22 protein-coding genes and 1 pseudogene are annotated in these 25824 nt (G+C 67.8%); 13 read left to right on the top strand and 10 right to left on the bottom strand.

Annotation, left to right across the window (positions count from 1 at the left end):
* Positions 1–92: 92 nt before the first annotated feature.
* The gene (locus tag HUU99_RS09215; protein ID WP_174286283.1) at positions 93–347 is read right to left on the bottom strand and encodes a DUF6356 family protein; all 255 of its coding nucleotides are present in this window, start codon (positions 345–347) and stop codon (positions 93–95) included.
* 39 nt (positions 348–386) lie between these two features.
* Positions 387–1796 (bottom strand): glutamate ligase domain-containing protein, encoded by a 1410-nt coding sequence (locus HUU99_RS09210; RefSeq protein ID WP_174286282.1) that lies wholly within the window; start codon positions 1794–1796, stop codon positions 387–389.
* A 48-nt stretch (positions 1797–1844) separates the two neighbouring features.
* Here HUU99_RS09210 and HUU99_RS09205 point away from each other — a divergent pair, with 48 nt between their 5' ends.
* The 3 genes from HUU99_RS09205 to HUU99_RS09195 all read left to right on the top strand — a co-directional run bounded on the left by HUU99_RS09205 (position 1845) and on the right by HUU99_RS09195 (position 5242).
* Positions 1845–2660: an LD-carboxypeptidase gene (locus HUU99_RS09205; protein ID WP_174286281.1), complete on the top strand. Its 816-nt coding sequence runs from the start codon at positions 1845–1847 to the stop codon at positions 2658–2660.
* A gap of 67 nt (positions 2661–2727) precedes the next feature.
* Positions 2728–4734 carry a threonine--tRNA ligase gene (thrS, locus tag HUU99_RS09200; RefSeq protein WP_174286280.1) on the top strand — a complete coding sequence of 669 codons (2007 nt, stop codon included), beginning with the start codon at positions 2728–2730 and terminating at the stop codon, positions 4732–4734.
* Between the two features lie 208 nt (positions 4735–4942).
* Positions 4943–5242, top strand: coding sequence for a hypothetical protein (locus HUU99_RS09195; protein WP_174286279.1), 300 nt, complete (start codon positions 4943–4945; stop codon positions 5240–5242).
* A gap of 88 nt (positions 5243–5330) precedes the next feature.
* Here the strand turns inward: HUU99_RS09195 and HUU99_RS09190 are convergent, their stop codons facing one another.
* Entirely contained in the window at positions 5331–6944 is a 1614-nt protein-coding gene (locus HUU99_RS09190; protein WP_174286278.1) for a lysine--tRNA ligase, read from the bottom strand.
* Between the two features lie 137 nt (positions 6945–7081).
* Here HUU99_RS09190 and HUU99_RS09185 point away from each other — a divergent pair, with 137 nt between their 5' ends.
* The 4 genes from HUU99_RS09185 (at position 7082) to HUU99_RS09170 (ending at position 11917) form a co-directional block, all read left to right on the top strand.
* The gene (locus HUU99_RS09185; RefSeq protein WP_174286277.1) at positions 7082–7867 is read left to right on the top strand and encodes an SDR family NAD(P)-dependent oxidoreductase; all 786 of its coding nucleotides are present in this window, start codon (positions 7082–7084) and stop codon (positions 7865–7867) included.
* A complete protein-coding gene (locus HUU99_RS09180; protein WP_174286276.1) occupies positions 7857–8507 on the top strand; it encodes a TetR family transcriptional regulator in 651 nt (216 codons plus the stop codon). The genes HUU99_RS09185 and HUU99_RS09180 overlap by 11 nt, the downstream gene beginning before the upstream one ends.
* A gap of 132 nt (positions 8508–8639) precedes the next feature.
* Entirely contained in the window at positions 8640–11381 is a 2742-nt protein-coding gene (locus tag HUU99_RS09175) for an ATP-dependent DNA helicase (protein WP_174286320.1), read from the top strand.
* Positions 11378–11917 (top strand): SixA phosphatase family protein, encoded by a 540-nt coding sequence (locus HUU99_RS09170; RefSeq protein WP_174286275.1) that lies wholly within the window; start codon positions 11378–11380, stop codon positions 11915–11917. Before HUU99_RS09175 ends, HUU99_RS09170 begins: the two co-directional genes overlap by 4 nt.
* A gap of 16 nt (positions 11918–11933) precedes the next feature.
* On the opposite strand, the gene HUU99_RS09165 is transcribed toward HUU99_RS09170, so the two are convergent.
* Entirely contained in the window at positions 11934–12452 is a 519-nt protein-coding gene (locus tag HUU99_RS09165) for a YceD family protein (protein WP_174286274.1), read from the bottom strand.
* Positions 12449–12964, bottom strand: a complete 516-nt coding sequence (locus tag HUU99_RS09160) for a ubiquinol-cytochrome C chaperone family protein (RefSeq protein WP_254603081.1) — start codon at positions 12962–12964, stop codon at positions 12449–12451. The genes HUU99_RS09165 and HUU99_RS09160 overlap by 4 nt, the downstream gene beginning before the upstream one ends.
* Before the next feature lie 145 nt (positions 12965–13109).
* On the opposite strand from HUU99_RS09160, the gene HUU99_RS09155 reads away from it, so the two are divergent.
* The 6 genes from HUU99_RS09155 to HUU99_RS09130 all read left to right on the top strand — a co-directional run bounded on the left by HUU99_RS09155 (position 13110) and on the right by HUU99_RS09130 (position 19702).
* A complete protein-coding gene (locus HUU99_RS09155; protein ID WP_174286272.1) occupies positions 13110–13649 on the top strand; it encodes an outer membrane protein assembly factor BamE in 540 nt (179 codons plus the stop codon).
* A 241-nt stretch (positions 13650–13890) separates the two neighbouring features.
* On the top strand, positions 13891–15267 hold the full coding sequence (locus HUU99_RS09150; protein WP_174286271.1) for a glycosyl transferase family protein: 1377 nt from the start codon (positions 13891–13893) through the stop codon (positions 15265–15267).
* A 149-nt stretch (positions 15268–15416) separates the two neighbouring features.
* A complete protein-coding gene (locus HUU99_RS09145; protein WP_438827179.1) occupies positions 15417–16244 on the top strand; it encodes a hypothetical protein in 828 nt (275 codons plus the stop codon).
* A gap of 33 nt (positions 16245–16277) precedes the next feature.
* Positions 16278–17192 (top strand): sulfite exporter TauE/SafE family protein, encoded by a 915-nt coding sequence (locus HUU99_RS09140; RefSeq protein ID WP_174286270.1) that lies wholly within the window; start codon positions 16278–16280, stop codon positions 17190–17192.
* Positions 17193–17230: 38 nt separating this feature from the next.
* Entirely contained in the window at positions 17231–17950 is a 720-nt protein-coding gene (locus HUU99_RS09135) for a TIGR02186 family protein (protein WP_174286318.1), read from the top strand.
* A gap of 105 nt (positions 17951–18055) precedes the next feature.
* The gene (locus HUU99_RS09130; protein WP_174286269.1) at positions 18056–19702 is read left to right on the top strand and encodes an ATP-binding protein; all 1647 of its coding nucleotides are present in this window, start codon (positions 18056–18058) and stop codon (positions 19700–19702) included.
* A 208-nt stretch (positions 19703–19910) separates the two neighbouring features.
* Here the strand turns inward: HUU99_RS09130 and HUU99_RS09125 are convergent.
* From HUU99_RS09125 to HUU99_RS09105, 5 genes and pseudogenes are all read right to left on the bottom strand, one after another.
* Positions 19911–20901 (bottom strand): annotated as a pseudogene (locus HUU99_RS09125) (IS481 family transposase).
* Between the two features lie 132 nt (positions 20902–21033).
* Positions 21034–22182 carry an acyl-CoA dehydrogenase family protein gene (locus HUU99_RS09120; protein ID WP_174286268.1) on the bottom strand — a complete coding sequence of 383 codons (1149 nt, stop codon included), beginning with the start codon at positions 22180–22182 and terminating at the stop codon, positions 21034–21036.
* Complete coding sequence (locus HUU99_RS09115) at positions 22143–22886, bottom strand: carboxylesterase family protein (protein ID WP_302479983.1); 744 nt, start codon at positions 22884–22886, stop codon at positions 22143–22145. The genes HUU99_RS09120 and HUU99_RS09115 overlap by 40 nt, the downstream gene beginning before the upstream one ends.
* A 183-nt stretch (positions 22887–23069) precedes the next feature.
* Positions 23070–24155, bottom strand: coding sequence for a CaiB/BaiF CoA transferase family protein (locus HUU99_RS09110; protein ID WP_174286266.1), 1086 nt, complete (start codon positions 24153–24155; stop codon positions 23070–23072).
* Between the two features lie 19 nt (positions 24156–24174).
* Positions 24175–25740: a class I adenylate-forming enzyme family protein gene (locus tag HUU99_RS09105; RefSeq protein ID WP_174286265.1), complete on the bottom strand. Its 1566-nt coding sequence runs from the start codon at positions 25738–25740 to the stop codon at positions 24175–24177.
* Between the last annotated feature and the right edge of the window lie 84 nt (positions 25741–25824).

Genomic DNA, 25824 nt, shown 5'->3' with positions numbered 1-25824 from the left:
GGCCCAGTTTCCAGACGTCCGTTGGAGAGCGAGACGCTTCGTTACGGCGACCATCGTATCTGGGCCCCGGCCTTCGCCGGGGTGGGAAAAGCTCAGATAATATATTCCACCGTTTTCATCTGCGCCTGATCCGCACGGACCGCGCCGCGCTTTGCGACCATCTGCGCGTGCAGCGCGGCGACGGTGTCGCTGCCGCGCGTCTTGCAGACCGCGGGCAGGAAGGCGTGGAGCAATGCGCCCAAGCCACCCCAGATCATGGTAATCCCGAACCGGCCGGCAACGCCGAAATGCTCGGTGAAGCTCTCGCCGACGGTTGCGGGATGATCGAGGAACAGGCGGCGGAACATCGCAAATCCTTTCGTGCTGCGCGCGGCAATCCTATCCTATCACGTTCCGCCGTTCATGCCATCCTCGACCGCGGCCAGGATGTCGGCCGCGAGCAGCCCCAGCGTATCGTCGCGTGCGCCCATCACCACGATCCGGTCGCCCGGCCGCGCGTCGCCCGCGATCCACCGCGCCGCCACCGCCCGGTCGGCGATGTGGCGCGCATCGACGCCGGTCGCGGCGATGTCGGCAACGACATCCGCGCTCGTCACCGCGCGGTCGACGGTGCCGCCCTGATAGACCGGATCGGGGAGCACCAGCCGGTCCGCGGGGCGCAACCGGTCGGCGAAGGCGGCGACCAGTTCGCCCCGCATCTTCGCCAGGGGGCCATAGCCGTGCGGCTGGAACAGGATCAGCAACCGGCCGTCAAAAGCGTGCAGCGTATCGAGCGTGGCGGCGATCTTGTCGGGGTTATGCCCGAAATCGTCGATGACCGCGACGCCGGCCGCCTCGCCGATCCACTCGAACCGGCGTTTGAGCCCCGCGAACCCCGCGATCGCCGCGGCCGCATCCGCGATCGGTACACCCGCCGCGACCGCCGCGCCGATCGCCGCAAGCGCGTTGGCGACATTGTGCCGGCCGGGCACGGCAAGATGGACGCGGTGGCGGGTTTCGCCGGCAATCAGATCGAAGCCGATCGCGAACGGTTCCGGGGCGAGGTTCTCCGCGCGCAAATCCGCCGCCGCCCCGACCGCGACCGTCACCACCTGCCCCGAGAACCCCGCCGCAAGCGCCGCCGCCTCGGGATCGCCGACGTTCGCGATCGTCGTGCGCGCCTTGCCCGCGAAGTCGGCGAACAGCGTGCGCAGTTCGGGGAGCGGCTTGTGGTCGAGCGTGACGTTGTTCAGCACCGCGATCGTCGGTGCATAGAGCGCGATCGACCCGTCGCTTTCGTCGACTTCGCTGACGAACGCGTCGCCGCCGCCCACAAGCGCGCTGGCGAACGGCGCGTCCGCGTTCGCGAAATTCTTCATCACCGCGCCGTTCATGACGGTCGGATCGCGCCCCGTCGCGTGCAGGATCCAGCCGATCATCCCGGTGACGGTCGATTTCCCGCTCGTCCCCGCGATCCCGATCGGCAGCACCGCGTCGTTGAACAATCCCGCCAGCATCTGCGCGCGCGTCGCCCGTACGCAGCCGAGACGGTTCGCCGCGACGATGTCGGGCACGCTCTCCTCCACCGCGGCGGAGGCGATCACGGTCTGGTCCGCGGATACCACCCCGCTGCCGTCCTGCGCGAACAACGCGATGCCGCGCGTGCGCAGATCGTCGAACTTCGCCGGCACGCGGCCCTGGTCCAGCGCGCGGTCCGATCCGGCGACGGCGACCCCGCGCGCGCGCAGGATCATCGCGAGCGGCATCATCCCCGATCCGCCGATGCCTACCAGGAAACAGGGTTTGCCGTCATGCATCATGCCGCGCTATCGCCGGGCGGTAGCGCAGGCAAGCGGGGTCAGGCAGTGAGGATCGGTGTCGTGGCCCCGGCCAATCGCGCGAACCCGGACATGGTCGCGACGGTTTCCGCCCTTGCGGCGATCGAATATCCGCAAGTCGATCTGGTCTTCCATCCGCAATGCTTCGCGACACAGGGGCATTTCGCCGGGTCGGACGCGGTACGGGCGGCGGCGTTCCTCGATTACGCCAATGATCCGGCGTACGACGCGGTCTGGTTCGCGCGCGGCGGCTATGGATCGAACCGGCTGCTCGCGACCGTCATGCCCGCCCTCGGCCCGGCGGCGCGACACAAGACCTATGTCGGCTATTCGGACATGGGGTTCCTGCTCGGCGCGCTCTACGCGCGGCGGATCGGGCGGCCGACGCATGGGCCGATGCCGACCGACATCCACCGGGTCAGGGGCGACGAGACCGTCATGCGCTCGCTCGCCTGGATGGTGGAGGGCGCGCGCACCGCGCTGGAGCCGGGGCTGGACGGGCGGCCGTCGGCGGCGTTCAACCTGTCGATCCTGGGCGCGCTGATCGGCACGCCGTGGCTGCCCGACCTGACCGATCACATCCTGATCGTCGAGGAGGTGTCGGAACCGCTCTACAATGTCGACCGGCTGCTGTTCCATATGGCCGGTGCCACGCAGCTGAAGGGGATCGCGGGCATCCGGCTCGGCGCGGTCGGCGACGTGAAGGCGAACGACCCGCCCTGGGAGGAGAGCATCGAGGCGATGATCGACCGCTGGTGCGCCGCGATGGCGGTGCCGTATCTCGGCCGTGCGCAGATCGGGCATACGCAGGACAATATGGTCGTGCCCTTCGGCATCGCGTGATTGCAGCGCTTGCCTAATCGGGTGCGGAATCACTATTCGCGTGAGTCTTCACCCGAAAGTTGAATCCATGTCGCTCATGTTCCGAATCACGCTGCCCGACGGTTCCGTCCGCGAGGTTGCGCCCGGGACGACCCCCGCGGATGTCGCCGCGGCGATCGGGCCGGGGCTCGCTAAGGCGGCGCTGGCGGCGCGGATCGACGGGCAGGTGCGCGATCTGTCGCGACCGTTCGAGGGCGATACCGACCTGGCGCTGGTCACCGCGCGCGACGAGGCCGACGCGCTGGAACTCGTCCGCCACGATCTCGCGCATGTCATGGCGGAGGCGGTGCAGCATCTGTTTCCGGGGACGCAGATCACCTTCGGCCCCGCGACCGACGACGGCTTCTATTACGACTTCGCGCCGCCAAAGATCGATGGCCGGGACCGGCCGTTCACCGACGACGACCTGCCCGCGATCGAGGCCGAGATGCGCGCCATCATCGCGCGCGACGAACCGTTCGTGCGCGAGGTCTGGACGAGGGCAGCGCTGATCGATCGGTGGACCCAGCAGGGCGAAAGCTTCAAGGCCGAATGGGCGGCGAGCCTGCCCGAGGGCGAGGAACTGACGATCTATCGCCAGGGTCAGTGGCTCGACATGTGCCGTGGGCCGCACATGGTGTCGACCGGCAAGCTCGACCCCGCCGCGTTCAAGCTGACACGCGTTTCGGGGGCGTACTGGCGCGGCGACCAGAACAACGCGATGCTGTCACGCATCTACGGCACCGGCTGGCTGAACAAGAAGCAGCTCGATCAGCATCTCTTCCGCCTGGAGGAAGCCGCCAAGCGCGATCACCGCAAGATCGGGCAGGAGATGGACCTGTTCCACCTCCAGAGCGAGGCGCAGGGGTCGGTGTTCTGGCACCCGCGCGGCTTCGTGATCTGGCGCGCGCTGGAGGCGTATATGCGGCGGCGACTGGATGCGGCGGGCTACGAAGAGGTCAAGACGCCGCAGCTGATGGACGCACGCCAATGGGAGCAGTCCGGGCATTGGGGCAAATACCGCGAGAACATGTTCGTGGTCCCCGACGAGATCCCCAATGTCGCGGACGAGGGCGCGATCCTGTCGGGCGACGCCGACCTTATGGCGCTCAAGCCGATGAACTGCCCCGCGCACGTCCTGATCTTCCGCCAGGGGATCAAGTCGTACCGCGACCTGCCGATCCGCATGGCGGAATTCGGCTGCTGCCACCGCAACGAACCGCATGGTGCGCTGCACGGGATCATGCGCGTCCGCCAGTTCACGCAGGACGACGCGCATCTGTTCGTACGCGAGGACCAGCTGATCGAAGAGGTAACCGCGTTCTGCGACTTGCTCGATTCGGTTTACCGCGACCTGGGCTTCGACAAATATGCGATCAAGCTCGCGCTCCGGCCGGAAAAGCGGTTCGGATCGGAGGCGATGTGGGACTGGTCCGAACAGTCGTTGCGCGACGCGGTCGCCGCAACCGGGCGCGACACGCCCGAATATGGCTGGGAGGAACTGCCCGGCGAAGGCGCGTTCTATGCGCCCAAGCTCGAATTCCATCTGACCGATGCCATCGGCCGGACCTGGCAGGTCGGCACGATCCAGACCGATACCGTCCTGCCCGAGCGGCTCGACGCGTCCTATGTCGGCGCGGACGGCGAGCGGCACCGCCCGGTGATGCTTCACCGCGCGATCCTCGGTACGTTCGAACGCTTCATCGGCATATTGATCGAGCACCACGCGGGCCGCTTCCCGCTGTGGCTGGCACCGGTGCAGGCGGTGGTCGCGACGATCGTGTCGGACGCGGACGATTATGCCGGACAGGTCGCCGCGACCTTGCGCAAGGCGGGCATCCGGGTGGAGACCGACCTGCGCAACGAGAAGATCAATTACAAGGTGCGCGAACATAGCCTGGCGAAGGTCCCCAACCTGCTCGTCGTCGGCAAGCGCGAGGCGGACGAGGGGACGGTCGCACTCCGCCGGCTCGGCAGCCAGGGGCAGGAGATGCTGACGCTCGCCGACGCGACCACGATACTGACCCGCGAAGCGACGCCGCCCGATCTGGCATAAACCGAGGGTCGATGACGCGAACATGACTGGTCGCTGTCGCTCGGCGTCAGGGCGCGTTCAAGCATAGGCTCGCAAAGACGGTTGCGGCATCCTCGAACAGGGTGTCGGCGGCGTAAAGGAACGGCAGGCCCGCTCGGGCGGATCGCAACCAGTCGGGCTTTTCGTCGTTATAGCCCCGTCACGTCAATCGTTGCGCAGGAGAATCGATATGAAGAAGCTGGCATTGGTCGCCCTCATGGCCGCCGTCACCGTCCCCGCCGTCGCGCCGACCGCCGCGACCGCGCAGCAATACCGCACCTATCGCGGCGAAGACGGCCGCTATTATCGTTGCAAGAAGAGCAGCGGGACGACCGGCCTGATCGCCGGCGGTGCGGGCGGTGCGTTGGTCGGCAACGCGCTTGGCGGCGGCGTGCTCGGCACGGTCGCGGGCGGTGTCGGCGGTGCGCTGCTCGGCAAGCACCTCGACAAGAAGCACGACGCCGCGCAGAATCGCAAGAACGGCTGCTGATCCATCGGTCGTGCTCGCGCGACTGCCGGACGATCGACGACCCGCTCGCCGCACGGCGGGCGGGTTTGTCATGCGCGGGCCGCTCGCCTCACGCCCTCGCCAGCGCCTCCGCGATCAGCCGCCTGCTGTTGGCGACGCCGTACAGCGCGATGAAGCTGCCCATCCGTGGCCCCTGGCTTGATCCGAGCAAGGTCTCGTACAGCGCCCGGAACCAGTCGCGCAGTTCGGCGAACCCGCCGATCTCCCCAAAATCAGTCTTGCCGATCTCATAGACCAGAGCCTGGATATCTTCCGCGCTCGCTCCTTCGGACAGCGCGGCGAGACCGGTGTCGAGGCGCTCGAGCGCGGCGATCTCCACCCCCTCGGGTGCACGCCGCCGCAACGTCGGCGCGACGAAATCGCGCGCATAGGCCAGCGCATGGTCGATCAGCCGGTCGAGTTCGGGATAGGTATCGGCCGATGCATCGGCGACGTAGTTGGCGAGATAGCCCCACACCTGGTCCCTGGTCGCGTCACCCATCACGCCGACGAGGTTCAGCAGCAACCCGAACGTTACCGGCAAGGCGCCGGTCGGCGGTGCGCCGTCATGGATGTGATGCACCGGATTGCCCAGACGCTGCTTCAGATCCTGCCCGGCGTAATTGCCGCGGAACTGCCAATATTCGTCCACCGCGCGCGGGATGACGCCCATATGGAGCGACTTCGCCTTCCTGGGTTCGCGGTACGCGAAGAACGCGAGCGATTCCTGCGGGCCATAGGTCAGCCACTGGTCGAGGCTCAGGCCGTTACCCTTCGACTTGGAGATCTTCTCGCCCGCCTCGTCGAGGAACATCTCGTAGTTGAAGCCCTCGGGCGGGCGTCCGCCGAGCACGCGCGCGAGCTTCGAGGATTGCACCACCGAATCGATCAGGTCCTTGCCCGCCATCTCGTAATCGACGCCGAGCGCGACCCAGCGCATCGCCCAGTCCACCTTCCATTGCAGCTTCGCTCTGCCGCCCAGCACCGATTGCTCTATCCGCTGGCCGTCATCGTCGGTGAACGCGATCAGCCCGGCGTCGGCATCCACCACCTCGACCGGCACCTGGAGCACGGTGCCGCTGGTCGGCGAGATCGGCAGCACGGGCGAATAGGTCGCGCGGCGTTCGGCGCGCAGCGTCGGCAGCATCACGTCCTGTATGCCTTGAAACGCGCGCAACACGCCCTTCAGCGCGTCGTCGAATTTTCCGGCAGTGTAATATTCGGTCGAGGAGGCGAATTCATAGTCGAACCCGAACCGGTCGAGGAAATCGCGCAGCCGCGCATTGTTGTGCGCGGCGAAGCTGTCATGCGTGCCGAACGGATCAGGAATCCGCGTCAGCGGCTTGCCGAGATGCGCGGCCAGCATCGCGCCGTTGGGCACGTTGTCGGGCACCTTGCGCAGGCCGTCCATGTCGTCGGAAAACGCAATCAGCCTGGTCGGCTGGTCGCTGAGCGCATGGAAGGCGTTGCGCACCATCGTCGTGCGCAGCACTTCGTTGAACGTACCGATATGCGGCAGCCCCGACGGACCATAGCCGGTCTCGAACAGTACCGGTGCCCCGCCCGGCTTGCCGCCCCCTTCGGCTGGCCAGCGCTTCAAGAGCTTGCGCGCCTCTTCGTACGGCCACGCCTTCGAATCGAGCGCGGCGGTCCTCAGGAGATCGGGGCGGAGATCGTCGGTCATGCGGGGGCGGGTAGCGCTCGGGGGGCGGGGGGGCAACCGGATCCGCACCGGAACCTTCGCCCTGTGCTTCGATCACTAGTCTTTACATATGACCTACGGTCATTATTGATGACCATAGGTCATCAGAGGAACGGAAGATGAGCAAGGAATGGGCCCTCGTCACCGGCGCGTCGGGCGGGTTGGGGGAAGCGCTCGCGCGGGAAATAGCGTCGCGCGGCCTTAACGTCGCGCTGGCCGCACGCGGAGATGCGGCGATGCAGGCGCTCGCATCCGAACTGAGGGATCGGCACAAGGTGGAAACGCGCGTATTCTCGATCGACCTTTCGGCACCTGGCAGCGCGGCGGCGCTGACGGAACGGATCGACACCGACGGGATCAAGCCCGACCTGCTCTTGAACAACGCCGCCTTCGGCATGGCAGGCTCCTTCGTCGACGCCGATCACGCGCGGTTGCTTGCGATGTTGCAACTAGACGTGGTCACGTTGACCGAACTCACCCTGCTCTATGGGCGGCGGATGATGGCGCGCGGGCGGGGTCGCATCCTGCTGGTCGGCAGCCTCGCCTCGTTCAGCCCTTGCCCCAACCTCGCGGCCTATGCCGCGGCCAAGGCCTATGTCCTGTCGCTCGGCGAAGCGCTGAACGTCGAGTTCGCCCCCGCCGTGGGCGTCACGACGCTGTCGCCAGGGCTGATGGACACCGGCTTCAACACGGCGTCCGGGTTCAAGACGCCTGCCGGGCTGCAGCGCACGATCCTGCCCGTGGAGAAGGTCGCGCGCATCGGTGTCGACGCCTTGCTAGCGGGGAAATCGAGCGTGGTGGCGGGCAAGATCAACAAACTGACGGCGTTCAGCAACCGCTTGCTCTCCCGCCACTTCGTTGCAAAGCTGTCCACCAGGGCGGAAGCGGCGGAGCATGGCAGTTAAGCGTGCCTATGGCGGTGAGGACAAGCACGCGCGCCGGGAAGCCATCCTCGCCGCGGCGGCCGCGCTGTTCGGCGACGGGCGCGGCGACTTGCCCACGGCGCATGCGATCGCGCAAGCCAGTGGCCTCGCCAAGGGAACGGTGTACCTGTATTTCAGCTCCAAGGAGGCGATCTTCTCCGCCCTGCTCGTGAATGGCTGGGGCGGCGTCGTGGGCCTGGTCGAGAGGGCGTTCGCGCCATCCGCCCAGGCCGATAAAGCCGATCCGGCGGCGGCTTTCCTGGCTGCATATGTCGCGCATCTCGACGGTCACCGCGAACTGCTGAGGCTGGACGCGTTGCGGCCCGTATTGGAGCACGGGCTCGACCTGGCGTCGCTAGCCGATTTCAAGCGAACGTTCGTAGACCGGCTGGTCGCAGGCGGCGCGTTGATCGACCAACGACTGGGCTTGTGCGAGGGCAGCGGCGTCAAGCTGCTGACGCGCACCCACGCACTGACCTGCGGATTGTGGCAGTCGCTCGGCGTCGAACTGTTGGACGACACGGCAAAGGTGGCCCTCGCCGGCGCGTTTCACCCGGACTTCATCGACGAGTTGACCGAGGCGCTGGCCGAATACTGGCGGGGCGCGCTGATGGCGGCTTGAGCTGCATCGTCCACGGACCGGGCACCTATGGCACTTTCCGCCGGATGCTGTTCGTCCGATCGCGTTACGCATCCTCCGCGTTTCTAGGCCATCAGGTTGCCCTTTCGTTCCGCATCCCCCATCGTCGCCGCGATGCCGCCCCATCCCGCCCTCCACGCCAGCCATGCGGGGATCTGGATCGCCGACCGGTCGGGCGTGCGGCAGATCGGGCGCGGCGAGGCGATCCGGATCGCGGCGGATACGCCGGTCATCCTGCTGAACGCGGTGCTGGTCGGGCAGCGGCTCGGCTATGCCGAATTGTCGGGGCTCGACCTGCTCGAATTGTTCGCGTTCCTGCGGCCGGCGCGCTTCATTGTGCCGACCGCCAAGGGGCTGGCCGCCGCCGCGGGGATCGCGCCGCCCGCGGACGATGCCGCGGTCGCGCCGTTCCTGCTCGCCGCGGCGGACGCGCTGATGGGGCGGGCGGGCGGCGACTGGCCCGAACGCGAGGGGGCGTGGACTGCCATGCGCTCGCTCGGTAAGCTCGGCTGGCCCTGGGCCCCCGCGCTCGCGGACCGGATCGCGAAGCCGGCGGAGAACGAACGCTGGCTGTTTTCCAAACTGCCCGAATGGGACGAAAGTGCGCCCCGCCCGGCCCCGCGCACTGTCGCGGTCGATCTGCCGGCGGTCGATGCCCGGCTGTCGCAGCTGACCGGCGACGGCGCGGAGGAGCGTCCGGGCCAGCGTGCCTATGCCGAGGCGGTTGCGGTGGCGTTCGGCCCGCGGGCGGTGCGCGATTCGCCCAACCTCGTGCTGGCGGAGGCGGGAACGGGGATCGGCAAGACGCTCGGCTATCTGGCCCCCGCCTCGCTCTGGGCGGAGAAGGCGGGCGGCGCGGTGTGGGTGTCGACCTATACCAAGGCGCTGCAACGCCAATTGGGGCAGGAAAGCGCGCGACTGTTCCCCGACGAAGCGGTGCGCCGGACCAAGGTCGTGACGCGGAAAGGTCGCGAGAACTACCTTTGCCTGCTGAACCTGGAGGATGCGCTGCAGGGCGGGTTCCAGGGCCGCGCGGCGATCCTCGCGCAACTGGTCGCGCGCTGGGCGGCGTACAGCGCGGACGGCGACATGGTCGGCGGCGACCTGCCCGGCTGGCTGCCGACGCTGTTCCGCCGCAACGGCCCTGCGGCGCTGACCGACCGGCGCGGCGAGTGCGTCTATGCCGGCTGCCCGCATTACCGCAAATGCTTCATCGAACGCGCCGCGCGGGCGTCGGCGGAAGCGGATATCGTCATCGCCAACCATGCGCTGGTGATGGTCAACGCGGCACGCGGCCGCGAACTGGCGGCGCGCCCGACGCGCTACGTGTTCGACGAGGGGCATCATCTGTTCGACGCCGCGGACGCGATGTTCGGCGTCGCGCTGACCGGGCAGGAGACGATCGAGCTACGACGCTGGATCACCGGCCCGGAATCGGGCGGGCGCGGGCGGCGGCGCGGGTTGGCGGCGCGCCTGTCCGATGTCGCGAGCTATGACGAGGGCGGCGCGCGCGCGATCGCCGATGCGGTCGTTGCCGCGCGCGCGCTGGCGTCGGACGGATGGTTGCAGCGGCTTGGCGAAGGCCAGCCGTTCGGCGCGATCGAGATGCTGCTGTCCGCGGTCCGCGGGCTTGCCTATGCGCGCGCCGAACAGCGCGGCGATGCGGGCTATGGGCTGGAGACCGAACTGGCCGAGCCGTCGCCCGAACTGATCGATGCCGCGGGTCCAGCCGCCGCCGCGCTCGACGCGCTGGTCCGCCCGCTGGTGACGCTCGGGCGGCGGCTGGAGGCGGTGCTGCAGGAGGGCCCCGACTGGATGGACGGCCCGGCGCGCGCGCGGATCGAGGGGGCGATCGCCTCGATCGGGTGGCGCGCGGAGACGGTCGCGGCGTGGCTCGCCTTGCTGTCGCGTATCGGGGGACCGGCGGATGCGGATTTCGTCGACTGGCTGGCGGTCGACCGGATCGAGGGCCGCGAATTCGATATCGGGCTGCACCGCCGCTGGCTCGACCCGACCCGGCCCTTGGCGGAGGTGGTGCTGAAACCGGCGCATGGTGCGCTCGTCACCTCGGCGACGCTGACCGGCGGCGGCGGGGACGGTGCGGAGGGCTGGGACATCGCCGACGCGCGCAGTGGGGCCCGGCATCTCGCACGTCTGGCGACGCATTTCGCCGCCGCCAGCCCGTTCGACTATGCCCGACAGTCGGAGGTGCTGATCGTTACCGACGTCAAGCGCGGCGACGTCGCCGCGCTGGCCAATGCCTATGCGCGGCTGATCGTCGCGGCGGATGGCGGGACATTAGGGCTGTTCACCGCGACCCGGCGCTTGCGCGCCGTTCACGCGCGTATAGCCGACAGGCTTGCCCGCGATGGCCTGCCGCTGATGGCGCAGCATGTCGATCCGATCGATACGGGCACATTGGTCGATATCTTCCGCGACGATCCGCGCGCGTCGCTGATCGGGACCGATGCGCTCAGGGACGGTGTCGACATACCCGGCCGGTCGTTGCGGCTGGTGGTGATGGAAGGCGTGCCCTGGCCGAAGCCGACCGTGCTCCACGCCGCGCGGCGGCTGGCGGCGACCGAAGTCGGGGGCGGCTCCGCCTATGACGACCGGATCGTGCGCGCGCGGCTGGCGCAGGCGTTCGGACGACTGATCCGCCGCGGCGACGATCACGGCGCGTTCGTGCTGCTGTCGGCGGCGATGCCGTCGCGCCTGCTGACCGCCTTCCCGCCCGGGGTCGCGGTCGTCCGGGTCACGCTGGACGACGCGGTGCGGCGGGTCGCATCGCGGCTTTCCTCCGGCCCCGCACTCGGGCAAGACCGCGGCGAACCGGTCCGGGAAGGCGCGCCATGAAGACCCTGACGCTGCTCCGCCATGCCAAGTCGGACTGGACCGACACGGTGGCACGCGATTTCGACCGGCCGCTGAACGGCAAGGGCAAGCGCGCCGCGGCGTCGATGGGTGCACATCTGCGCAGTCGGTCGACGGACTTCGACCATGTCGTCGCCTCGCCGGCGGTACGAGTCGTCGAAACGCTCGACGAGGTGCAGCGCGGGCTGGGCCGGACGCTCGCCCCCGTCTGGGACCGGCGCATCTATCTGGCGTCGGCCGTAACGCTGCTCGACGTGGTCCGCGATCTGCCGGGGGCGGTGGGGGACGTGCTGCTGGTGGGGCATAATCCCGGGCTGGAGGATCTGGTGCTGTGGCTCGTGCCCGAAAGCGCCGGTGCCTTGCGCGACGCGGTCGAGGACAAATACCCGACCGCCAGCGTCGCGCGGATGACGTTCGCCGTCGACCGCTGGACCGATGTCGGCCCAGGCGGCGGGGCGCTCGAGCGCTTCGTACGACCGCGCGACCTCGATCCGACGCTCGGGCCGGACGCGGACTGACCGCGATGACGCGCGCTCAGGCTTGGCCCAGCTTCGCCTTCAGATCCGCGAACGGTCCGTGCGTCGCTTCGTCCTCGCTCACCACGCCCGCCGCCTTCAGCACGGCGGCGGCCCCCGGACTGCGCGGAAAAGGGTCGAGCGCCAGCGCCATCGTCTCCGCCGCCGCCTCGCCCAGATCGACGGCACCGTCCTCGATCGGCAGGATGTCGAGCGCATCGACCGACAGTTCGACCTCGTCGCCCTCGCTCGTCATTTCGTCGGCAAAGCGAAGTGCGACGGTCTCAATGACGGTCACGGCGATCGGATCGCCGGTCACCGAACAGGCCTGTACCACCGATGCGCCGACGCTGCCCGATGCGAGGATGCCGTCGCCTTCGCGCCGCACACCGAACGTCCCGCTCAGCCGATCGACCGCGACGAGCCCGAACCGGCGTGCGAGGGCGGCGCGTTCGCCTTCGTTCGCCTCGATCTCGACCGCACGATCGCGCTCGCCGATCGTGTCGATCCGGACCGGCCGATGGAATTCCGGGGTCATGGCAGCATCCCCGCCAGGATCGCGGCGACGGGCGTCGCGGCGAGCGCGGCGTGGAATTGGCGCAGACGGCTTGCGACATGCGCCAATGCGGCCGGCGACGGCGCTTCGCCACGATAGACGTTGCGGACCAGCGCGCCTTCCAGATCGCCGCCGGGCGCGAGCCCGGCGCGGTACGCACCGAGGCGGCCGCCGAGCATCGACATCATCCGGCCGATATGCTTGCCGACGATGATGTCGCCGATCCCGATCTCGCGCAGTTGCCCGTCCATGTCGTCGACGAAGCGTTCGGTCAGCCGGGCGGATGGCTCGGGTCCCTCCGGCGCGGTTTCCAGCCGCAGCAGGACGAGCGTCAGGATACCCGCGACCATGTCGAACCGGCCGTCGACGGTATCGGGCACCGCCCCCGCCTCGTACCAATGCATCTCGCGCGCGCGCGCGACGATCGCCTGGTACAGCGGCAGGGTCGCGGCGCGGGTCGTGCCGGATCGCCCGATTCCAAATCGCGTCCTCAACGTTTCGATCCAGCCCAATGCGTGTCGCTTCCGCTCGTGATGTGACGGGCGCGGCTTGTCTGTCCGCGCTTCTCCGCATATCGAGGCGATCGGCCGCGGATGCAATCGCGCGACCGTGTCCTCGCGTGCCGCCTCGGAGAATATCATGACATCCCGTTTCATATGGCCGGGCCACTATGCCGGATCGGGGCGTATCGCCCGGCTGGGGCTGATCGCGGTCGCTGCGCTGGGTGCTGCGGGCTGCACGCAGATTAAGTCCCATCAGGGCTATATCGTCGATACCGATCTGGTGAATTCGGTGCAGCCCGGCGTCGACAACCGCCAGTCGGTACTCCAGACGCTCGGCAAACCGACCTTCTCGGCGCAGTTCGACAAGGGCGACTGGTATTATCTGGCTCGCGACAGCAAGAATTACGGGTTCCGCAATCCGCACGCGATCACCCAGATCGCGCTCGACATCAGTTTCGATCCGGCAGGCAACGTCACCACGATCCGGCGCAGCGGGCTCGACCAAGTCGCTTCGGTGCATATGTATGGCAAGACGACGCCGACGCTTGGCCGAAAGCGGGGTTTCTTCCAGGATCTGTTCGGCAATATCGGCACCGTCGGTGCGGGTGGCGGCCCCGGGTCAAGCGATGGCGGCGGTTCGCCCAATGGCGGCGGCAGGGGTCGCAACGCCCCCTGATCCGCATGCCGGGGGTCTGAGGCCTGGCGATCGAGCCCATAAAGACCGGGTCGCGCCGCGTGTTGCGCATCGGTGCGCGCCGTCCGGCACGGACCCCGGGAAAGGCCATGCCGGGGTCCGGTACGAATAACGCACGATCCTGCGTTCGTTTACATCGATAACCGATCATGTTGTTGAACGCGGCCGATTGTTCCTCGAATGCCGGGCCCTATCGTCGCGTCGGCACGGGGCGGGGGCACCAATGGACGAGGCGATTCGCGCGATCGACGCGGTGTTGCGTGAAATCACGCTGTTCGCGGCGGCAGGGCTGCTGATCGGCGGCATCGACGATCTACTGGTCGATCTGCTGTTCCTTCGCCATCGCTGGTTCGGGCAGGGCGCGGACACCGCATTGACGAACCTGCCGGCACCGGCGGTGCGGTCGCGATTCGCGGTATTCGTCGCTGCGTGGGACGAGGCGGCGGTGATCGGACAGATGCTCGCTACCGCCAGCACGACGCTGGATCACCCGGACTTCCGCATATTCGTCGGACTCTACCCGAACGATCGCGGTTCTATCGATGCCGCCGCGCGCGTCGCCGAGGCCGACCCGCGGATCATTCTGGTGATCGGTGAGAAGAACGGCCCGACGACAAAGGCGGATTGTCTCAACACGCTCTGGCGCGCGCTACAGCGTGCCGATGCGCGGACGGAAACCGCGACGACCGCGGTCGTGCTTCACGATGCGGAGGATGTCGTCCACCGGGACGAGCTGCGCGTGTTCGAGACGTTCATCGTCGATCACCGCGTCGTGCAACTGCCGGTCGTGCCGCTGATCAAACGGTCCTCGCGATTGGTGTCGGGCCATTATGCGGACGAGTTCGCGGAAAATCACGGCAAGGGTGTCATCGTCCGGCGGTCGCTCGGCGCGGGTATGCCGCTGGCAGGGACCGGCTGCGCGATAGCGGTGCCGATGCTGGCGACGATCGCACGGATGCGCGGCGGCGACCCGTTCGATGCGAGCAGCCTGACCGAAGATTATGAACTGGGCCTTCGCATCGCCGAGCTTGGCGGTCGCGCAGCCTTTGCCCGGGTCCGCGATGCCGACGACATGCTGGTCGCGGTACGCGCCTTCTTTCCCGACCGGATCGACGCCGCGGTTCGGCAAAAGGCGCGCTGGATGACCGGCATCGCGCTGGCGGGGTGGGATCGCACCGGCTGGGCGCGGTGGCACCGGATCGGCGATCACTGGATGCGGATGCGCGACCGGCGTGCGCCGCTGGCGGTCATCGTCCTCGGCTTCGCCTATGCCGCGCTCCTCGGCTGGGGAATTGTCGGTGCGATCCACTGGGGATGGGCGGTCCGATGGCCGATGCCGGGCGGGCCCGACTGGCTGGTCGAGGTCAATCTCATGCTGCTCGGGTGGCGGCTGGCGATGCGGATGGCGTTTACCGGGCGGGCTTATGGATGGCGGGAGGCCTGGTGGTCGGTGCCGCGCTTCGTCGTCGGCAATTATGTCGCGTTGCTCGCCGCCCGGCGTGCGCTGACCCGGTATGTCGCGATGCTACGCGGCGCGCCGATGGTTTGGGACAAGACGCGTCACGCCTTTCCCGACGCCCACGACCTGCGCACCCAGTGAAGGACGGCCGACCGCTGCGGTTCCTGGGGAGCGCCGCCGGTGGATGGACCCTGTTCCGCGTTGCCGCCTTGTGGCCAGCCGCGGAGACACTGCCGCTTCGGGCGCTGGCGCGTGCGGTCCTTCCGCCGGTGCTTGCGTCGACGATATCGATGCCCTTGCCGAAACCTACCGTAGATCCAGCGACGCCGGTCGAGCACACGCCGATCGCACCGATAGCCGCGCCCGTTTCGCTGCCCACGACCCACAGTGCCGCGGCAGATATCGCGGCGGTTCAATCCGGCCCGCAATCGGTGCCTGCCCGCACGCCGGGCGTGATCGGGCCGCCGCTCCGCCCCGGGCCGGTCGCGGGACCAGGTCGCCTGGCGGGAAGCGCCTGGATGCTCGCGCGCGGCGGCCCGAGCGGAACGCTGTCGGGCGGGCAGCTCGGGGCGTCGCAGGCGGGCGTGCGGCTGACCTATGCGCTCGACGCCGCGCGCCGGGTCGCGATCGCAGCCCGCCTGGCGACGCCGCTTTCGGGACGCGGCAAGGAGGCGGCGATCGGGCTCGACTGGAAACCGACGCGGCTGCCGTTCCATCTGATCGCGGAACAGCGGTTCGTCCTCGACGGCGGCAAGGGCGGACCGACGATCGGCATCATCGGCGGCTATGGGCCAGGCCTCGTCGCCCCCGGCGTCCGGGTCGAGGCCTATGGCCAGGCCGGTGCGATCGCGCGCGGCGGAGTCGAGGGATTCGTCGATGCCGCCGCGCGCGCGACGCACCCGCTGGTCGATCGAGGGCCGGTGCGGATCGATATCGGCGCGGGCGTCTGGGGCAGCGCGCAAAAGGGCGCGGCACGATTCGATCTCGGGCCGACGATCGGCGCGGTGGTCCCGGTCGGCCGCCGCACGATCCGGCTGTCGGCGGATTGGCGGGAGCGTATCGCCGGCGATGCGCGTCCCGGTTCCGGCCCGGCCTTCACGATCGGCAGCGACTTCTAGCCGCGCCCCCGCTCAGCGGCTAACATCGCACCCGTGAACGTGTATCTTCCAATCGCCAATCTGTCGGTCAACGCGATCTTCATCGTCGCGCTCGGCGGCGCGGTCGGGCTGTTGTCGGGCATGTTCGGGATCGGCGGCGGGTTCCTGACCACGCCGATCCTCATCGTCTACGGCATTCCGCCGACAGTCGCGGCGGCATCGTCCGCCAGCCAGGTGACGGGGGCCAGCGTGTCGGGCGTGCTCGCGCATTTCCGACGAAGCGGGGTCGATGTGAAGATGGGCGGGATGCTGGTCGCCGGCGGCGTCGTCGGGTCGCTGTTCGGCGCATGGCTGTTTCGGCTGCTTCAGGCGCTCGGGCAGATCGATACCGTGATCGGCGTCATCTATGTCCTGATGCTTGGGTTCATCGGCATGCTGATGGCGACCGAATCGGTCCGCGCGATCGGCGTCCGCCGCGGCGGCAAGCCGCCACGCCCGCGCAAGCGCCGCCACCATCCGATCGTCGCCGCGCTTCCGCTACGGACGCGCTTCTACAAATCCGGGCTGTATATCTCGCCGCTCGCGCCGCTGATCCTGGGATTCGTGACCGGGATCCTCACGATCCTGCTCGGCGTCGGGGGCGGATTCATCCTGGTGCCCGCGATGATCTATCTGCTCGGCGTCGCGACGTCGGTCGTCGTCGGCACGTCGCTGTTCCAGACGTTGTTCGTCACCGCGGTCGCGACGATGGTGCACGCGACGACGACCAAGGCGGTCGATATCGTCCTTGCCGCGCTGCTGCTGCTCGGGTCGGTGATCGGCGCACAGGTCGGGACGCGCTTTGCGTCCAAAGCGCGTCCCGAATATCTGCGCCTCGCGCTCGCGGTCATCGTGCTGCTGGTTGGTCTGCGTATCTTTCTGGGGCTGGTGTGGCGACCCGACGAACTGTTCACGATCGAATTGTCGTGAGGAGCGGGCATGTCCTGCTGCTGATCGCGCCGCTACTGATGGCGGCGGAAAAGCCGGTCCTCGTCCCCGACGTGTCGCAGCGCGATATCGAGATCGCCTACAGCTTCCACGGTGCGGACATGCTGCTGTTCGGCGCGATCCTCTACCCCGGCGGCCATCTGCCGCAAGGCGAATCGCCTGCGGATATCGTGGTCGTCGTAAAAGGGCCGACGCAATCGATCCTGATCCGCGAAAAGGAAAAGGTCGCCGGCATCTGGGTCAATGCCGATCGGTTGCGCTACCGGTCCGCGCCCAGTTTCTACGCGATCGCATCGTCGCGGCCGATCGGGCAGCTGGTCGACGATCGGACGCGTGCGATCTATGAATTGGGGCTCGACAGCCTGCAATTGTCCCCCGCCTCCAACGCCGCGACCGCGGTGCAGGACCGATTCGCGCGCGGGCTGGTCGATCTGAAACGGCGGTCGGGGCTGTATTTCGAGGACCCGCATGCGGTCGCCGTGACCGATGGGGTGCTGTACCGTGCGCGGCTGACGATTCCTGCGCGCGTGCCGGTCGGACGATTCACCGCGGAAACGTTCCTGATCCGCGACGGCCGCGTGCTGACCGCGGCGGTGCGCGATATCGATATCCGCAAATCGGGGTTCGAACGATTCGTCGCACGCGCCGCGGACCGGTCGGCGATCCGCTATGGCCTGACCGCGGTGGCGTTGTCGGTACTGCTCGGCTGGGGCGCGGGATGGATCGCGCGGCGGGTCTGAACGTCCGTTCGAACACGCCGACGGCGCGTCCGCAACATGCTCTGAACGCTAAATTTACCGGTTCGCGGCCATGACCGGCAACATGACCCGCAAGGATCCGATCCGATGAACATGATGCCGATGCCAGCAGCCTTCGCCAACGCCCTGCCGATGGGCGGTGCGGCGATGGCACCGATCGGGGTCGTCATCGCGATCACCGGTGCGTCGAGCACATTGCTGTTCCAGCGCACCGCGGTCGCCGCGCTCGCGCAGGACGGCGATCCGATGATCGCCGCGGCGGGCACGCTCGGCAGCCAGATCAAGATGCGTGTCGGCGGCCAGTGGCTGGTCGCCAATGTGCGAAGCCTGACGCTCGATCTCGACAATGACGGGGTCCGCGCCGAAATCGATTTTCTCGGCGAAGGCGACGAGGAGCGATTGACGGGCAAGCTCTACAATTTCCGTCGCGGCGTCACCCGCTACCCGCTTCCCGGCTGCGAGGTCTATCCGGTCGCGACCGCGGACCTGAAACAGATCTACGCCGCGGACGACCGCGCGCATATCGCGATCGGCAACGTCTATCCGACCCGCGACGTCCGCGCCGCGCTCTATATCGACGCGATGCTGGGGAAGCATTTTGCGCTGGTCGGCTCGACCGGTACCGGCAAATCGACCAGCGCCGCGCTGATCCTCCACCGTATCTGCGAGCTGGCACCCGAAGGCCATATCGTCATGATCGATCCGCACGGCGAATATGCCGCGGCGTTCCGCAACACCGGTGCGATCTACGACGTCACCAATCTGCAGATGCCGTATTGGCTGATGAATTTCGAGGAACATTGCGAGGTGTTCCTGACGACCACCGGGCAGGAACGGCAGATCGATTCCGATATCCTCGCCAAATGCCTGCTGATGGCCAAGGCGAAGAGCCGCCTGGGGCAGGAAATCGCCAAGCTGACGGTCGACGCGCCGATCCCCTATCTGCTGAGCGACCTGACCAGCCTCATCAATCTCGAAATGGGCAAGATGGACCGTGCCGGCGATACCGCCCCCTATCTGCGACTGAAGACGAAGATCGACGAGGTGAAGGCCGATCCGCGTTACGGCTTCATGTTCTCGGGCATGCTGGTCGCGGACACGATGGCGGCATTCCTGTCGCGCATCTTCCGCCTGCCCGGCGACGGCAAACCGATCTCGATCGTCGACGTGTCAGGCGTGCCGTCGGAAATCACGTCGGTCGTGGTAGCCGTCCTGTCGCGGATGACGTTCGATTTCGCGATCTGGTCGCGCAACGAACCCGAACGCCCGATCCTCCTCGTCTGCGAGGAAGCGCATCGCTACATCCCGAGTAACGGCGAGACATCCTCGGTCGGCCGCATCCTCAGCCGCATCGCCAAGGAAGGCCGCAAATACGGCGTCAGCCTGGGCCTGATCACGCAGCGCCCGTCCGATCTGGAGGAAGGTGTGCTGTCGCAATGCGGCACGATCATCGCGATGCGCCTCAACAACGAACGCGACCAGGCCTTCGTGCGCGCCGCGATGCCCGAGGGCGCGCGCGGGTTTCTCGATGCGATCCCCGCGCTCAGGAATCGCGAATGCATCGTCTGCGGCGAAGGCGTCGCGGTGCCGATCCGCGTGAGCTTCGACGCGTTGGAGGAAGGCAAGCGCCCGGCATCGGGCGATCCCCTGTTCTCGCAACTGTGGCGCAATGTCGGCGGCGAGGACCAGATCATCGCCCGCACCGTCCAACGCTGGCGGGCGCAGGGGAAGTAAAACCGAGAGAGCGATCCGCCGGGGCGGATCGCCGGTTTTACTCGGCTCGCGCAAGCGAGCCGCAGGTCCGCATCATATTATACCGTCATGCCAGGCCCAACCCGGCATCCATCGTGCCGCGCACCAACCGGCCGATTGTCGCGCGGCACGATGGACCCCGGCGCAAGGCCGGGGTGACGAAGGAGGAGCAAACGCTCCGACCCGCATCCTAGATGTTTGGTCCCGGGATTTGGTGGGTCGGGTCTGACGTAAAGCGGCGCGGGTCTTTGAGCCACGTTTTGCGGATAGCTTCGTAGGGTGTGAGGCCCTTGAGTGTTTTGAGCCTCGGCCGAAGTTGTAGGCGGCGACGAAGTCGCCAAGGTGCTGCCTGAGCTGGTCGTGTGTTTCGTAGTGGTACCGTTTGACGGTCGCTTCCTTGATGGTGCGGTTCATTCGTCGACCTGACCGTTGGTCCAGGGGTGACGCGGCTTAGTGAGCCGGTGGTCGATGTCGTTCTGCGCGCAGGCGAGAGCGAAGGAGTGGCAGCGGAAGATTTCGCCAGCGGCGAGAGCCGGCTTGACCTCTTCGACGGCCGCGCCCGGGTACTTCGGATCGGTGAAGTGGATGCCGTTGTCGGTGAGCACGGTGTGTACCTTGTAGGGCAGTGCGGCGATGAGGTGCCGGAGGAAGTCTGCGGCGACCCTGGTGGTGGCCTTCTCGTGCAGCTCGACGAACGCGAACTTGGAAGGTGCGGTCGATGGCAACCAGCAGATAGAGCTTGCCCTGCCCGGTGCGGACCTCGGCGATGTCGATGTGGAAGTAGCCGATCGGGTAGCTCTTGAACTTGCGCCTGGTAGGCGCGTCGCCCTCGATCGTTGGGCGCTGCGATATCCTGTGGCGGTGCAGACAGCGGTGCAGCGACGAGCGCGTCAGATGCGGGATGGTGGCCTGCAGCGCGTACAGGCAGTCGTCCAGCGGCAGAAACGTGTGACGTCGAAAGGCGACGATAACCGCCTCCTCCTCAATCGACAGCACGGTCGATCTGGCCACCTTCGGTCCGGTCGGCAGATCGGCGTCGAGGTGCGCCGCTTCCACTTGGCAACGGTCTTCTGGTTGATGCCGTGACGCTTGGCCAGCACCCTCAGGCTCGCTTGACTATGCTGTATCGCTCGACGGACTGCCTCGGTCGTTGTGGCGCTCCGGTGGAGTACCTGGCCCATAGCGCTTCCTTCCAGCTGACGATGAATGATGCACCATCAAAGCCTGGGATCAAACATCTAAACGGCGAGACCATCCGCCTCGACGGCAGTATCCGCATGACGCCGCGCTGAGCGGCGCCCGCGTACGGCGGCTCAGGCTGCTGCCGCGATGTCGCGGGCGATGATCTCTTTCATGATGTCGCTGGTGCCGCCGTAGATGCGTTGCCCCCGGGCGTTCGCGAAGGCGCGCGCGACCGGGTACTCCCACATATAGCCGTAGCCGCCGAACAGCTGGACGCAGCGGTCCACCACGCGGCCTTGCATCTCGGTGAGCCACAGCTTGGCCATCGATGCGCGCGCGGTGTCGAGCCTATGCTCCAGCACGCGCCGGACGCAATCGTCGACAAAGGCGCGGCCCACCTCCAGATCTGTCTTGATCTCAGCCAACGCGAACCGCGTCGCCTGAAAGTCGCCCACCGCCTGCCCGAAGGCCCGGCGCTCGCGCACATAATCCACCGTTTGCTTGTAGATCGCGTCGGCGAGCGCGAGGCCTGAGATCGCGATCAAGAGCCGCTCGCTCGGAAGCTCTTGCATGAGATAGGCCATGCCGCGTCCCTCCTCGCCGAGCAGCGCGTCGGCGGGCAAGCGCACCTCGTCGAGAAACAGCTCGGCCGTGTCCTGCGCCTTCTGACCGACCTTCTCCAGCAGGCGGCCGCGGCGGAAGCCGGGCCGGTCGGTCTCGACCAGGAAGATGCTCTTGCCGCCGCCGCCCTCCTTCTCGCCGGTATTGGCGACGATGAAGGCGAGGTCGGCCATCCAGCCGTTGGTGATGAATGTCTTGGACCCGCTGATCACCCACTCGTCGCCGTCGCGCACCGCGCGGGTCTTGAGGCCGCGCATGTCGGAGCCGGCGTTCGGCTCGCTGATGCCGATGCAGGTGATGACGTCGCCGGCGAGGCAGCCGGGCAGCCAGCGCGCCTTCTGCTCGGGCGTCCCCAGCCGCTGCAGGTAGGGCACGACGATGTCGGAATGGAGGTAGAAGCCGGGGATCTCGCAGTTGCTGCGCGCCATCTCCTCGATGATCACCGTCGCATGCCGGATGTTGCCGCCAAGGCCGCCATCTTCTTCGCCGACCATCGGGCAAAGCAGTCCGACCGCGCCCGCCTTGCGCCAGACCTCGCGGTCCACATGGCCCTGCTTTTCCCAATCCGCGTAATGCGGCGCGACCTCCTCTGCGAAGAAGCGGCGCGCGGTGTCGCGGATCATCTCCAGCTCGGCGTCGTCGGCATTGTCGGGATACATGGCGGGTGTCCTAGATTCGGTCGGCGGTCACGGCTGGAACAGGGTGCGTAAGGCCGCCTGCGGATCGGCGGCCACATATGAATGCGTGTCGAACACCTCGTCTCGCGCCGGGTCTCGTCGTAGGACGGCCACTCGGGCAATCCGGGAATGCTGGGCACGCCGGTGCGGGCGAACGCCGCCCACATGCCGCTCATGGTCCGCGACAGCGTGAGCGCGCCCTCCACCTGATTGCCGAACATAGAAGGCACGCTCGGCACCGTGTCCATGACCAGTGGTACGCTCAGCCCGTGCGGGGAGCCCCATTTCCCGCCGTCCGCTGGCGTCACCCAGTCGAGCAACCACATGTAGACCGGCGCTGGTCGCTTTGCGGCACATTCGGCTTGGGTGATCGAGCGGGCGCGAAACAGCAGCTCGGTGGTGACGAGGAACAGCAGGTCCGTGGGCGAGGCGTCGGGCAGTGCTTGCCGAGCGCGCTCGACGATCGCCGCCGGGCTGTGCGGCAATCCCGGCGGAAGCAGACGGGCGAACCGCGATTGCAGCTCGTCGAAGCCGATGCCGAACGGATCGCCACCGAGAAAGTCCGGGAAGATCGAAGTTTCCGTCGCCGTCGTGCCGATCAGCATCGGCACCGAGTTCGACAGGGCGGGTGCGCTCGGCTCGAACGGATGTCTGGGCAGGTTTACGCCGTCCACGGTCGGGGCGATGCCGGAAACGAGCAGCCCGCCATCGGGGAATCTTCATGTAGCCTGCGAGCATCTCGTCGCCAGTCAGCGCCAGGATGTCCTCGCCATAGCGGACGCCGAGAAAGGTAAGCACGCCGTCATCCACGCGCCCGCGGACGTGCCCCCCGGCCGTGTGCGCGATCGCGAAGGGATGCGCAGCCCCGCTCATGCCGCGGTCCACCGGTCTAGCAAGGCGCGGCCGTCGCCGCTCGCGCCGATGTCTCCTGGCGTCCGCGAGAAACGCGGTGCCGGCGCTGCCTGCCTCAGCCCGTCGGCCTCTATATAGGTGCCGCGCTCGGTCATGTGTGGGTGCTCGAGCGACTCCTCGTAAGCCAGCACCGGCGCGAAGCACGCGTCCGTGCCGTCGAGCAGTTCGCACCACGCGTCACGCGGCCTGGTGCGGAAGATCGCGGCCAGCGCGTCGGCCCGCTCACGCCAGTTCGAAGGATCGTTCTGGCGCTTGCGAAGGTCCTCGGATGCGTCGACGCGCTGGAGGAGGTCGGCGTAGAAATGCGGCTCGAGCGGGCCGACCGAGACGTACTTGCCGTCCTCACACTCATAGCAGCGATAGAACGGCGCGCGACCGCCGAGCAGGTTGCGCTCGGGGTCGAGCGTGATGGCACCGAACGGGAGCAGGCCGCCGAACATCGTCATCAGCGATGCCACGCCGTCAACTATCGCGGCGTCGACAACCTGGCCCTGGCCGGACCGCCCGCGCTCGACCAGCGCCGCCGCGATGCCGAGCGCGAGGTATAGCGAGCCGCCGCCGAAGTCGCCCACGAGATTGAGGGGAGGCACCGGCCGCCCTTCGTCATTGGCGATGGCGTGGAGCGCGCCGGTGAGCGCTATGTAGTTGATGTCGTGGCCGGCCGCCTGCGCAAGCGGCCCGGTCTGTCCCCAACCCGTCATGCGTCCGTAGATCAGACGCGGGTTCACCGCGAGCATTTCGTCGGGCCCGTATCCAAGCCGCTCCATGACCCCCGGGCGGTAGCCCTCGACCAGCACGTCGGCGTTCGAGATGGCGGCGAGTGCGCCGGCGCGCCCCTCTTCGCTGCGGATGTCGAGCTCCAGCCGATGCCGGCCGCGGTCGACGACCGGATTGGGCCAGCCATTGCCGCCGGCGCGATCGATCCGCAGCACCTCGGCGCCCATGTCGGACAGGAGCATCGCGCAGTGCGGCCCCGGCCCGATGCCGGCGAACTCGACCACGCGGATGCCGGCGAGAGGGCCGGTTCTGGCTCGTTCTGTCATCGCGTTGCCTATCATCCAATCAGGGGAGCGTGCCGAGTGACGCGGCGTGCTCGTCGCGCAGCGTGCGCTTGAGGATCTTCCCCATCGTGCCGTTCGGCAGCGCGGCGAGGATACGGACGGCCGCGACCCTCTGCATCGTGCCCACGCGAGCATTGACCCAGGCGCGAAGTTCCTCCTCGTCGGCACTTGCGCCCTCGCGCAGCGTCAGGAAGGCGACCGGCGTTTCGCCCCACCGGTGCGAGGCGCAGCCGACCACCGCCGCCTCGAACACGGCGGGATGGTCGGAAAGGACGCGCTCGATGTCGGCCGGGTAGATGTTGTACCCGCCGGAGATGATCATGTCCTTCTTACGGTCGCACAGCCAGAGATAGCCGTCCTCGTCGATCCGGCCGACGTCGCCGGTGCGCACGTAAAGCCGCCCCGCCTCATCGCGCCAATGCGCGGATGCATTCGCCTCGTCCCGGGCGTGGTAGCCCGCCATCAGCGTCGTAGAATGACCGGCGATCTCGCCCTCAGCACCCGGAGGGAGCACGTTGTCGTCATCGTCCAGGATGCGGACCTGGACGGACGGAAGCACGGTGCCGACCGACTTCCATTTATCGCTCGGCGCGGCGTGCATCGGGAGCATGGTCAGCGTCCCCGTCTCGGTCTGGCCGTAGACGTCGAAGAACGGACCGTCCCAACCCTCCACCACCTGCCGCTTCTGCGTGTCGGACAGGGGCGCGCCTGCGCAAAGCTTGATGCAAGGGTGCCCGCGCACCGCATCGGCGAAGCCGGGCGCCTCCACTGTGCGCACGAGTGTCGCGGGCGCGAACCACGCCATGTCGATCCGCTCGCCGGCGAGGATGTCGACGACGGCGGCACCGGAGAACTTGCGAAGCATGAAGAACGTGCCGCCCCACCAGAGCGACAGCAGCAGAGCCGACAGTCCGAAGTTGGAATACATCGAAATGGTATGGAGTAGGTTGGTGTCGGGGCCCACGCCGAGCGGTGCAAGGCTCACGCACTGAGCCCCGCGGCTGCCGAAGCTCTGGGCGATGCCTTTGGGCGTCCCAGTAGTGCCCGAGCTGTAGATCAGGTCAGACGTCCAACTCGGATCGATGGACTTGGCGTCGAGCGGCTCCGTACTCCTGCACCACCGCTCCAGCGTCGGCTCTGCGCCGCCGATCGGCACCAGCTGCACATTCGCGCTAGCCTGCGCTGTCGCGATCAGAGCCTGCCGGTCGTGGTCGCGATCGTGGAAGAGAAGCACCACACCTGCGTCATCGATCATGCGCCCCAGCGCGTCCGGCGTGACCAGCGCCGGCAGCGGAACCAGCGCTACGCCCGCCAACTGACAGGCGAGCGCGGCGGCGGCGAAATCGAGACTGTTGTTCGCGAGGAGGCCGACGCGCGTATTGCCCCCGCCCACCAGCCCCATGTTACGGAGGCGACTGGCGCATCGCAGCGCTAGACCGGCCATCTCCCGGTAGGTGCTGGCGGCGCCGTCGCACACCACCGCGCGACGTTCTGGGTGATTGCGCGCGTGCCCAAGGACTCGCCATCCGAGCGAGTCTTGCGCAAGCGCTTCCGCTTGTGCCGCCATGCCAACCTCTCCCCACGCTCGCTAGCGTCCTGCCGGCCTGCTTGGTCCGGTTCGTGCCTTACCATGCGATACAGGCCGGCCCGG

It is taken from the genome of Sphingomonas bacterium (genome assembly GCF_903642285.1).
Classification (GTDB): domain Bacteria; phylum Pseudomonadota; class Alphaproteobacteria; order Sphingomonadales; family Sphingomonadaceae; genus Sphingomonas.
The sequence above is the reverse complement of the archived record's forward strand: the minus strand, read 5'-3'. Positions and strand labels throughout refer to the sequence as shown.

Excerpts from the sequence above, each read along its gene's own strand:
- HUU99_RS09215 (WP_174286283.1), bottom strand. The coding sequence starts at position 347 with ATGTTCCGCCGCCTGTTCCTCGATCATCCCGCAACCGTCGGCGAGAGC.
- HUU99_RS09210 (WP_174286282.1), bottom strand. The coding sequence starts at position 1,796 with ATGCATGACGGCAAACCCTGTTTCCTGGTAGGCATCGGCGGATCGGGG.
- thrS (WP_174286280.1), top strand. The coding sequence starts at position 2,728 with ATGTCGCTCATGTTCCGAATCACGCTGCCCGACGGTTCCGTCCGCGAG.
- HUU99_RS09195 (WP_174286279.1), top strand. The coding sequence starts at position 4,943 with ATGAAGAAGCTGGCATTGGTCGCCCTCATGGCCGCCGTCACCGTCCCC.
- HUU99_RS09190 (WP_174286278.1), bottom strand. The coding sequence starts at position 6,944 with ATGACCGACGATCTCCGCCCCGATCTCCTGAGGACCGCCGCGCTCGAT.
- HUU99_RS09185 (WP_174286277.1), top strand. The coding sequence starts at position 7,082 with ATGAGCAAGGAATGGGCCCTCGTCACCGGCGCGTCGGGCGGGTTGGGG.
- HUU99_RS09180 (WP_174286276.1), top strand. The coding sequence starts at position 7,857 with ATGGCAGTTAAGCGTGCCTATGGCGGTGAGGACAAGCACGCGCGCCGG.
- HUU99_RS09175 (WP_174286320.1), top strand. The coding sequence starts at position 8,640 with ATGCCGCCCCATCCCGCCCTCCACGCCAGCCATGCGGGGATCTGGATC.
- HUU99_RS09170 (WP_174286275.1), top strand. The coding sequence starts at position 11,378 with ATGAAGACCCTGACGCTGCTCCGCCATGCCAAGTCGGACTGGACCGAC.
- HUU99_RS09165 (WP_174286274.1), bottom strand. The coding sequence starts at position 12,452 with ATGACCCCGGAATTCCATCGGCCGGTCCGGATCGACACGATCGGCGAG.
- HUU99_RS09155 (WP_174286272.1), top strand. The coding sequence starts at position 13,110 with ATGACATCCCGTTTCATATGGCCGGGCCACTATGCCGGATCGGGGCGT.
- HUU99_RS09150 (WP_174286271.1), top strand. The coding sequence starts at position 13,891 with ATGGACGAGGCGATTCGCGCGATCGACGCGGTGTTGCGTGAAATCACG.
- HUU99_RS09145 (WP_438827179.1), top strand. The coding sequence starts at position 15,417 with ATGCCCTTGCCGAAACCTACCGTAGATCCAGCGACGCCGGTCGAGCAC.
- HUU99_RS09135 (WP_174286318.1), top strand. The coding sequence starts at position 17,231 with ATGGCGGCGGAAAAGCCGGTCCTCGTCCCCGACGTGTCGCAGCGCGAT.
- HUU99_RS09130 (WP_174286269.1), top strand. The coding sequence starts at position 18,056 with ATGAACATGATGCCGATGCCAGCAGCCTTCGCCAACGCCCTGCCGATG.
- HUU99_RS09120 (WP_174286268.1), bottom strand. The coding sequence starts at position 22,182 with ATGTATCCCGACAATGCCGACGACGCCGAGCTGGAGATGATCCGCGAC.
- HUU99_RS09110 (WP_174286266.1), bottom strand. The coding sequence starts at position 24,155 with ATGACAGAACGAGCCAGAACCGGCCCTCTCGCCGGCATCCGCGTGGTC.
- HUU99_RS09105 (WP_174286265.1), bottom strand. The coding sequence starts at position 25,740 with ATGGCGGCACAAGCGGAAGCGCTTGCGCAAGACTCGCTCGGATGGCGA.